At 60.0% G+C, this 1,736-nt stretch carries 2 protein-coding genes and 1 tRNA gene; 2 read left to right on the top strand and 1 reads right to left on the bottom strand.

Features of this window, described 5'->3' with window-relative positions; all coding sequences use genetic code 11:
- The first annotated feature begins 40 nt into the window (after positions 1-40).
- Both CHU93_RS00020 and CHU93_RS00015 read left to right on the top strand, forming a co-directional pair.
- Positions 41-589 carry a flagellin gene (locus CHU93_RS00020; RefSeq protein WP_094472188.1) on the top strand — a complete coding sequence of 183 codons (549 nt, stop codon included), beginning with the start codon at positions 41-43 and terminating at the stop codon, positions 587-589.
- Positions 590-713: 124 nt separating this feature from the next.
- Positions 714-804 (top strand) — tRNA-Ser (locus tag CHU93_RS00015).
- Between the two features lie 267 nt (positions 805-1,071).
- Here the strand turns inward: CHU93_RS00015 and CHU93_RS00010 are convergent.
- A complete protein-coding gene (locus CHU93_RS00010) occupies positions 1,072-1,440 on the bottom strand; it encodes a hypothetical protein (RefSeq protein WP_094472187.1) in 369 nt (122 codons plus the stop codon).
- Positions 1,441-1,736: the final 296 nt, after the last annotated feature.

Raw genomic sequence — 1,736 nt, 5'->3', positions numbered from 1 at the left:
TTGCGCCAGCACTTTTGGGGAAACTTGATCCAGCCTTTACATGGGCGGCGCCACCATCAAGGGCACCGGCACCAGCTATACCGTGGTGGGTGTGACCGATCCGGCCGACGCGGCAGCGCTCACCGCCTCGGCGATCCAGACTTCCTATTCTACCGTGCGGCTGGAATCGGCCAAGACGATCGACGTGCGGGCGGGCAGCCTGGCCTTTGGCACCACGTCGAACTTTGGCAACCTGGGCTTTGAGGAAAATGCCTATGGCAGCAGCAAGGGCGGCCTGCGGATTTCCGAAGTGGACGTGTCGACCGTGGAAGGCGCCACCGCCGCGCTGGATGCCATCGACGAGGCGCTGAACAGCGTGAACCTCAACCGCGCCAACATCGGTGCCGTGCAGAACCGGCTGGAGGCGGCGGTGAACAACCTGTCGTCGAACAGCACCAACCTGCAGGCCTCGCGCAGCCGCATCCAGGACACGGACTTCGCGCAGGAATCGACCAACCTGTCGAAGAACCAGGTGCTGGGCCAGGCGGCGCAGGCGATGCTGGCCCGGGCCAACCAGTCTGCCCAGCAGGTCACCCAGCTGCTGCAGTAAGACGGGCGAAGCCGGGCTCGGGAGGGCCGGGAATGGGGCGGTGCGCGAGGCACCGCCCCATTTTTTTGTGCGCAGCGGTTGCCGCCGGGCCCCACCCTTGCTATCGCCGCCGCTTCCAGAGCGCGGAGCGGTGGCCGAGTGGTCGAAGGCGCACGCCTGGAAAGTGTGTATGGGTCAAAAGCTCATCGAGGGTTCGAATCCCTCCCGCTCCGCCATTTAACCCATTGGAATCATTCTATTTCATGGGTTGAGATCGAAAAATCCCGTTTGTTTCAAGGGTTATAGGCAAAGGGCTCTCCACCGGGTTAGGCCTGATATGCCCCTGACATGCTCTCTCTCTGCCGATATTCTCCAAAGCTCTCGACTACACCGATTTTAGTGTAGAGCTTTATCGCATTGAAAATATGCAGATATTCTGGCGCGCCATTTTGGGGTCAGAACCGAGATTCACCTCAAAAACCGTCCCGGTTCCAACCACTGCATCAACGCAAAGCTTGGGCGATGATCAGCGCCAGGGCCATAATCGTGATCCACGGCCAGGGCGTTGCCCAGGGTGACCGCGCCTTCATCTGCTCAAGCTGGGCAATCGCCATTTGAACGCTGGCCTGCTGAAAGTGCAGATCCTTGAGGGCCGCTTTCATCACGCCGGTCTCGACGTAAGTCGAGGCGTCGTCGGCCAGAAGCTCGACCTCCTCAAGCAACCGAAGCACCTCCCGCAGTCGAGGAACTGCGCTCGGATCAGGCGTACCGAGCAACGCCATGGCCTCCTGATGCTTGCTCTTGGCTAGCGTCAGCATGTGGCTGATGTGTTCAACAGCAGCGTCAGGCAGGTCTGGATCGGCAGCCTCCATGCCCTCCGGTTCCGCTTCGCTCCACCTGCGGCCAGCCATGGCACCAGAGCCGGTTTTACACTAACAAACATAGCGGACCACTCAGTGGGGGCCGGTCAGGAGCGGGTGAAGGGAAGCCAATCGTCGGCTCAATATATTGATAGATCGTATTAATTTTTACACCGCAGCCTTCTGAGGCCCCCAGATGAGCCCCTTCATCAGCCGGATGCCTGTGGAAAACGTGGGACAATGTGGGTCAGATTTGAACTTGCGACCTTCTAACCCGGATTATTCACCGGCCGGGTGATTTCGGGTTG

The organism is Sandarakinorhabdus cyanobacteriorum (assembly GCF_002251755.1).
GTDB classification, from domain to species: Bacteria; Pseudomonadota; Alphaproteobacteria; order Sphingomonadales; family Sphingomonadaceae; genus Sandarakinorhabdus; species Sandarakinorhabdus cyanobacteriorum.
Note: the sequence above shows the minus strand (reverse complement) of the source record. Positions and strands in the feature narration are given on the sequence as shown.

Excerpts from the sequence above, each read along its gene's own strand:
- CHU93_RS00020 (WP_094472188.1), top strand. The coding sequence starts at position 41 with ATGGGCGGCGCCACCATCAAGGGCACCGGCACCAGCTATACCGTGGTG.
- CHU93_RS00010 (WP_094472187.1), bottom strand. The coding sequence starts at position 1,440 with ATGGAGGCTGCCGATCCAGACCTGCCTGACGCTGCTGTTGAACACATC.